The 7,491-nt window shown below is 39.5% G+C and carries 8 protein-coding genes; 4 read left to right on the forward strand and 4 right to left on the reverse strand.

Annotation, left to right across the window (positions count from 1 at the left end):
- Positions 1-7 precede the first annotated feature (7 nt).
- Positions 8-676 carry a ribonuclease T2 family protein gene (locus HWQ37_RS33940; protein WP_292755710.1) on the reverse strand — a complete coding sequence of 223 codons (669 nt, stop codon included), beginning with the start codon at positions 674-676 and terminating at the stop codon, positions 8-10.
- 180 nt (positions 677-856) lie between these two features.
- Between HWQ37_RS33940 and HWQ37_RS33945 the strand changes: the two genes are divergently transcribed.
- Positions 857-2,023, forward strand: coding sequence for a pyridoxal phosphate-dependent aminotransferase (locus HWQ37_RS33945; protein ID WP_292755712.1), 1,167 nt, complete (start codon positions 857-859; stop codon positions 2,021-2,023).
- Between the two features lie 105 nt (positions 2,024-2,128).
- Here the strand turns inward: HWQ37_RS33945 and HWQ37_RS33950 are convergent, their stop codons facing one another.
- Positions 2,129-2,341, reverse strand: a complete 213-nt coding sequence (locus tag HWQ37_RS33950; RefSeq protein WP_292755713.1) for a hypothetical protein — start codon at positions 2,339-2,341, stop codon at positions 2,129-2,131.
- A 121-nt stretch (positions 2,342-2,462) separates the two neighbouring features.
- Here HWQ37_RS33950 and HWQ37_RS33955 point away from each other — a divergent pair, with 121 nt between their 5' ends.
- On the forward strand, positions 2,463-2,657 hold the full coding sequence (locus tag HWQ37_RS33955) for a hypothetical protein (RefSeq protein ID WP_292755714.1): 195 nt from the start codon (positions 2,463-2,465) through the stop codon (positions 2,655-2,657).
- 241 nt (positions 2,658-2,898) lie between these two features.
- Here the strand turns inward: HWQ37_RS33955 and HWQ37_RS33960 are convergent, their stop codons facing one another.
- On the reverse strand, positions 2,899-3,465 hold the full coding sequence (locus HWQ37_RS33960) for a Uma2 family endonuclease (RefSeq protein ID WP_292755715.1): 567 nt from the start codon (positions 3,463-3,465) through the stop codon (positions 2,899-2,901).
- A 91-nt stretch (positions 3,466-3,556) separates the two neighbouring features.
- Positions 3,557-4,726, reverse strand: coding sequence for a tetratricopeptide repeat protein (locus HWQ37_RS33965; RefSeq protein WP_292755716.1), 1,170 nt, complete (start codon positions 4,724-4,726; stop codon positions 3,557-3,559).
- A gap of 674 nt (positions 4,727-5,400) precedes the next feature.
- Between HWQ37_RS33965 and HWQ37_RS33970 the strand changes: the two genes are divergently transcribed.
- Both HWQ37_RS33970 and HWQ37_RS33975 read left to right on the forward strand, forming a co-directional pair.
- Complete coding sequence (locus HWQ37_RS33970) at positions 5,401-6,687, forward strand: proton extrusion protein PcxA (protein WP_292755717.1); 1,287 nt, start codon at positions 5,401-5,403, stop codon at positions 6,685-6,687.
- A 183-nt stretch (positions 6,688-6,870) separates the two neighbouring features.
- The gene (locus tag HWQ37_RS33975; RefSeq protein ID WP_292755718.1) at positions 6,871-7,347 is read left to right on the forward strand and encodes a hypothetical protein; all 477 of its coding nucleotides are present in this window, start codon (positions 6,871-6,873) and stop codon (positions 7,345-7,347) included.
- Positions 7,348-7,491: the final 144 nt, after the last annotated feature.

The raw sequence follows: 7,491 nt of genomic DNA on the forward strand, positions 1-7,491 counted from the left end.
CCCATTCTTATCTAACGTTTCTCAATAAGAAATCTGGCTGACCACAACTTTTTTGCGATCGCTTCAAAATTTCGGCGCTACAAATACCAGGTTCACCGTTTTTGGAATAACAAAAGAAGACTTCTTGCAAAAATCTGCCTGAACCAGAACAAAAAGGTGCTACACCATCAGCAGTAATTTGATTATTCGCAGTCACAAATGAATTTTTAAAATTTGTAATTGTGGTACGCACTGGTTTATTAGGGCGATTATAAGCTGCGGGAATAGCGATCGCATCTTTTAATTTTTTACTCAATCCCAAGTATTCCGCAGGAGTTTTCCCCGAACAAGTACCATGTTTTTCCCATTCATGATCGTAAAGTTTATTACTAGGATACAAATTGGGAAACTGTTGCTTTACTTGCGCCGGTAATTTTTGCGTGGAACAATTAGCTGGATAACCAGTTTGATACTGCGGCCACAAACCATGTAGTACAAAACCAAGTTTCCTTCCAGAACCGCACTGCTGCGGGTCACGGCTACCATTTGCCGCACAATAATCTGGCGACCAAGAAAGTGTCAGTACATAAAAATCAAATTTACCTGGAGTACCGCGATTTTGAGCAATGGCAGCATTAGGTAGAAAAAGACTAGTAATTAACAGAGAAGATGCAATGAAAAGTTTCTTAACCTGCATATAAACACTGACCTTACTTTAAAACTAAGTTTATACAAGATACATTGTTAAGAGTCAAGAGTTAGAATTTCTTGCCAATTCCTTATTCCCCAATCGCCAACGAATTCAGAAAAAGCAAATCTTGATGGGAATTCTGGGATATCCTTAGATAAGTGAAAGATTTGCCAAAAAATAGTAAGAATGAAGCTGGCAGCAAGAGTAAGTCAGGTAACACCTTCATTAACCTTAGCGATCGCAGCCAAGGCTAAGGCACTGAAGGCAGAAGGAATAGATGTTTGTAGTTTTAGCGCTGGAGAACCAGATTTTGATACCCCAGCGCATATTAAAGCCGCAGCAGTCAAAGCTTTGGATGAAGGCAAAACCAAGTATGGTGCAGCCGCCGGAGAACCAAAGTTAAGGGAAGCGATCGCCCACAAGCTTAAAATTGATAATGGTCTTGATTACAAGTCAGAGAATGTCATCGTCACCAATGGCGGTAAGCATTCTCTGTACAACTTAATCGTGGCGCTAATCGATCCAGGTGATGAGGTAATTATCCCTGCACCCTACTGGCTAAGTTATCCCGAAATGGTGACTTTGGTGGGTGGAGTCCCGGTAATTGTCTCTACAGATGCCACGACGGGTTATAAAATTACTCCCGAACAACTCCGTAAAGCCATTACGCCGAAGACGAAGCTATTTATCCTCAATTCTCCATCTAATCCCACAGGGATGGTGTACACGCCAGATGAAATCAAAGCATTGGCGCAGGTAGTAGTTGATGCAGATATCTTTGTTGTCTCTGATGAGATTTACGAAAAGATTCTCTACGACGGTGCAGAACATATCAGCATCGGTTCTCTAGGAAAGGAAATTTTTGACCGGACTTTGATTAGTAATGGGTTTGCGAAAGCTTATTCCATGACTGGGTGGAGACTTGGTTATTTAGCGGGGCCTGTGGAAATCATTAAAGCTGCGAGTACCATCCAAGGGCATAGTACATCTAACGTGTGTACCTTTGCCCAATATGGTGCGATCGCAGCCCTACAAAGTTCTCAAGATTGTGTCGAAGAAATGCGTCAAGCCTTCGCCAAACGCCGCCAGGTAATGCTAGACAGACTCAACGCCATTCCCGGATTGAGTACCGCAAAACCAGATGGTGCTTTTTATCTGTTCCCTGATATCAGCAAAACCGGTCTAAAATCTCTAGAATTTTGTGATGCTTTGTTGGGAGAACATCAAGTTGCAGTCATTCCCGGAATCGCTTTTGGCGCTGATGACAACATTCGCCTTTCCTACGCCACAGATATGGCGACGATTGAAAAGGGAATGGATAGATTGGAGAAATTTGTCAAGTCGCGTATTTAGTTGCTTGTCATTTGTCATTTGTCATTTGTCATTTGTGAGGAGAATTTACCAACTCTTAAAATTTTTAACTCCACCTTTTCGACTCAGAACGGGTGGAGTTGATTTTTAAGCTTGAAGTTCCGAGTTCTGAAATATCAATTTACCTGTAGCTGCTTCAGAATTACTGACTCGTTTACCAAACTTACGCCAACGCCTAGAAGAAGCGATCGCTCGTGTTAATCTAACTAGTGAAGCGGCTAGACGCGAAGTACTAATCGCACCCATTTTATTAGAAGTAGCCCACATTACAAAAGCAATAGTTAATATTGAGTACCCCATTGAAGTTAGTCAGTACCTCAGAGGTGACTTAGATTACTATCTGGAGTCAAAACACAATGTCTTAGTAGTAGAAGCAAAACAGGCAGACTTAACACGGGGGTTTACGCAGTTAGCAACGGAGTTGATTGCTTTAGATACGTGGGTAGAATCAGATGAACCAATATTGTATGGTGCTGTAACTACTGGGGATATTTGGCAGTTTGGTAGTTTTGATCGTCAAGAACAAAAAGTGAGTCAAGATTTAATGTTATATCGAGTGCCAACTGATTTAGAAATCTTGATGCAAATTTTAGTCGGAATTTTGATCCAAGGCTAAATGGATGCAACGCCTCAAGCATCTACTTCTGAAGTTGGTTGATGATTTCCAGCACTTTTTGATTATAATCTTCGATAGCGCCCTTGTTATCGTAAATCAAAGGGTTTAAGACCCCAACAAACAATACAGGTAGCATCATTTTCAGTCGGGGTTTAAATCCCCGTCTGAAAATGTCTTTAATTTTGAATTTTGAATTTTGAATTTTGAATTTTGAATTGTTATCTCCCCAGAGTAAGCGCATTCACACGAATAATCCTGCTACGGTGCAAACAAAATTTGGTAACAGAGGTGAAGATAAGTCATCTGTTGCGAATAACGTTGCTACTAATTTCAGAACTGCTTTTTCTCGGCGATACACTTCAACTTGTTGTAATTGCCAGTTCAAAATCCAATATTCTTGAACTCCTCTAGAAGCATATAATTTTAGCTTGATTTCCTTATCGCGTCGCTCGTTTTGGACTCCAGGGGAAAGTACTTCTACAACCAGTTCCGGCGCTCCCGTTAAATGTCCTTCATTATCAAGTAAAATGGCGAGGCGTTCTTTACTTACCCAAACCACATCGGGAATAACGTTATCTGCATCACTAAAAATAATTCCTGGTGTTGGGACTGCCTCACCAAGACCTGTTGAGAGTGACCAAGTTCTTAATTCTCCACAAATATTTGCTGTGGCTTTTTGATGTCCCCAATGCGGTGCCCTAGTCACAAATAATTCCCCATCGATAATTTCGTAGCGATTACCGTTATCTGGCAATAACTCTAAGTCTGCACTTGTCCAGCGTATCCGTTCATCAATAGTTTGGCTCATCGAAAAAACCTCTAAAATATTGATACTAATATCTTAATGTCATTTGTCATTTGTCATTTGTTATTCTCCTCCATGCCCAATGCCCAATGCCCTACATCAATTCCATCTCCTGCAACCCCTGGCGTAGTCTCTTCGCCTCTTCTGGATTATACCTTTCGTGAAGGGCGATCGCTTTTTTAAAAGCTGTTAAACTATCTTGATGATTGCCAATTTTCAGCAACACTACCCCTAAATTTTGATACGCTTCGGCATAGTTGGGATTTAAGGCGATCGCATTTTGATAATATGCGATCGCATCTGTAAATAAACCCAAAGCTTTAAATGTCATCGCCAAATTATAATGTCCAAAAACAAAATTAGGATCGATTTTCAAAGTTGTGGCGTAAGCAGTTTTCGCACCGTTGAAATCTCCTGCTGCTTTGAGTAAGTTACCCAAGTTGTTGTATGCTCCTAGTTTGAGCATGGGATAAATTGGCAATTTGATGGCCGCTTGATAGTGAGAAATCGCCTGGGGAGATTTTTTTAAGCGACTGTAGGCAATGCCTAAATGATAGTGGAGTTCATATAAAATATCGTAGTTGTCTTCAGCAGTGGTGATTCCATGTCTCAGCAAATCCATACCTTGAGAAATTTTCCCAGTTTGCACATACAACGCCCCTAATTTACTGCAAACATAGGGATCATTAGGATGAGTTGCGAGAAACCCTGACATCGCCGTAGCAGCTTTGGCATATTTGTTATTTTGAGCGATCGCGCTTTTTTGATATCCTGTGTGTACAAGTGCAACGCCAGGTAAATAACCTATTTGCCAATGAGGTTCTTTAGTTAAAATTGCTGCCACACTATCATCTACTAAGGCATGATAAGGACGGTCAAAACGAATATCTGGATGATTGCGGAATAACCTGGAAACCAGAGAATAGGGAGATTGTTCTGCACCAACTTCCTGGCGGACGAGGTTGATAAGCAGGTATTCGTCTCTTGCGATCGCCTCTCGTAACTGCGGTACAATTGCAGGAGTCAGAGTTTCATCAGCATCTAATACCAAAATCCAATCACCAGTGACATATTTTAAAGCTGCATTCCGGGCAGCACTAAAATCATTAGACCATTTAAAATGATGAACTTTTGCACCGAGTTGTTGAGCAATATTAGGAGTGCGATCGATTGAGCCTGTGTCTAACACTACCATTTCATCCACCACTTTTTTGACACTGCTTAGGCATTTAGGCAGTGTTGCGGCTTCGTTTTTGACAATCATACACAGACTCAAACTCATAATTTCAAAATTGGGAGTGGGGGGATGTGGTTCGACTTCGCTCACCAACCGGGAGATGAGGGAGATTTCAAGGAAAGTGAGGTACACAAGCTAAGTACATAATTTCGTAAGTTCATAGCGAATCCCTCTGCGTACCTCTGCGCTTCCCTCAGCGTTCCTACCCTGCGGGAAGGCAAAGTGCCTATGCGTTTAAAACCGTTACGAATTAATGCAAAGCTGTACTACTAAGTCTCAAAGGCAGGTATAAAGCGTGTTTTCTCCTGAATTCTGAATTCTGAATTCTGAATTCTGCCGTATAAAGTAACATCTCTACTTCTTGTTCCCTTTGACAGTGATAGACTGTGGATAGTGGAGAATTTGCCTCGATTGTGAAATGTTACAATCAAGGCTTTTGTATGGGGCAGAAACCCTAACAACTGGTGTCAATGATGACAGTGTAATGGATAAACTGCCAATATAAATAACCAGTGCAAATTTATGCCGATCCATCTGAGTTTACAGGTAATATAAAATTGCTAACGTAAGCGTAGCCCTTCGTAGACATCGCATCAGGGAGTATTACCTGAATCTTGATTGGACTAACTATTTAGCTATTATTACCCATTTTTTATGATTATATAACTATAATACACATTATCTAATTAGTCATATATGTAATGAAAAACTCATTTACCAGAACAGCAGAATTACTTCGCCAAAATTTCCAAAAATATTTGCGATCGCTTAACCGGTGGTTTTCAGATACACCAGAAAGGGCGCTTTTAGAAGCTTATCAAGCAGCTCAGAGAATTAAAAACATTGAGATCGAACATTTTGATCGCAAAAAAATATCTTCACAATCAGTAAACTACACTGAAAACGTAATGTCTTATTGGCAAGTATATCTTAATAAGAACCTAACTATTATTAAGATCAGGCTTGCAGAATTCCAGCTTAGTCGCGGAATGGTCAATATCTCCGATCCTGTTTTATTAGAAAAATTGAAGGTGATTGATGAAGTAGTAGAAACCTACGCTATCAAAGATGAAGAAAATAATAATACTCCATTAGCGTTAACTTATCATCCTTTAAAAATCAATAATAACGAAATCAAAAAACAGTTAGACTCATCTAACATAACTGATGTTAAAGTTAAACAACCTCCAACTCAACAGACTGGAGTTCCTCCAAGTTCTATTGGCAGAAAAATTAATAAAATTCAAGTCGATTTAGCACCGCAGACAGAAGAAGAGTTTCTCAGAAATTATCGGATTTCCAAAAGTAGAACAATAATTGCCTTAAGATTTTTGATAGTTCTAATTGTTGTACCGCTTTTAACTCAATATTTATCTAAAGAATTTATAGTAACTCCAATATTAGAAAGAGTTAGGGGAGATAACGTAACTAAAGTTTTTCTCAATTCTGACATGGAAAAAGAAGCTCTCCATGAGTTACATAATTTTCAAGAAGGACTAAGATTTGAATATTTGCTTAATCAAGCGCCAACACTTTCTTCAGAGCCAACACAAGAAAAAATAAAAAGTAAAGCAATTGAAATATCGGAAGAGTTTCGCAGAAAAAGTAATAGTAATATTAGTAATGCTTTTGCTGATTTGATATCACTATTTTCTTTTGGGATAGTTATCGCTATTAGCAAAAAAGAAATTTTGATTCTTAAGTCTTTTATGGATACCATTGTCTCTGGTCTCAGCGATAGCGCCAAGGCTTTTTTGATTATTCTCTTTACAGATATATTTGTAGGATTTCACTCACCAGATGGGTGGGAAGTCCTTCTTGCAGGATTGGCAGAACATTTAGGTTTGCCAGCCACTCGAAATGTAATCTTTCTCTTTATTGCGACATTTCCGGTAATTTTAAACACTATCTTTAAATACTGGATCTTCCGCTATCTCAGTCGTTTATCTCCATCGGCATTAGCTACATTAAAAGAAATGGACGAGTAATTTGTAATTCCCAAATACCTAAGTTCGCTTACTTTGAGTAAAGAATGTGTTTTTTACCATAAATTAATTAATCACAAATTACCTTTGCGACACAGCAACGTCATTACAAATTACGAATTATTTTCACGCATTTGTCACTTGATTCGCTAGGCTATGTATATCCTGGTTTTTCCGAAGCGTACTATGGATTTTGAAAGCAAAGCTAATGCCTCAACTCCCACAGATAACATAGAGTTTGCTCAACCAACTACTACCCGTAAGCCTCTGGAATTGCTGCGAGATACTGAGGCTTTGCTACGTCGCACAACTGTAGCAAAACTGTCGCCGATTTTGCCACCAAAACTGAGCAATAGATTCCAAGCAACCTCATCTTTGGCAGATGACTCCTTTAAGGAACTGGCAGAAATTGACCTAAATACTATTAGTGATTTTGAACTGCGTCCTGCACGAATTTTTGTTGGTTTAAGCCTTGTTGGTTTTGGGGCGCTCATGATATTGATGCTGTTGCTATACTTAAATACATTGCATCCAAAAACCAGTACAGTTGAGCAGATTCGACAATATTGGTATCAATATATTTGGTTTGTCAGTTTAGGTGTTACGGGAATGTTTATTTTAGGACGTGAAGCAATGCGTCCTATGCCAAAGCGAGGGAAGTAATTTGTAATTAAGTTTAGGCAGAATAAATTGAAGCCTAAATCTAAATCCCCGGATGCTAAAAGCGTAGCTTGCTTTCCCAGAGGGGTACGCAGTTGTGTATTTGATTGCGGTGCGACAAAGTTTGAAGTACCTCAACACGACTTT

This window comes from Nostoc sp. NMS4, from assembly GCF_017115095.1.
Lineage (GTDB): Bacteria > Cyanobacteriota > Cyanobacteriia > Cyanobacteriales > Nostocaceae > Nostoc.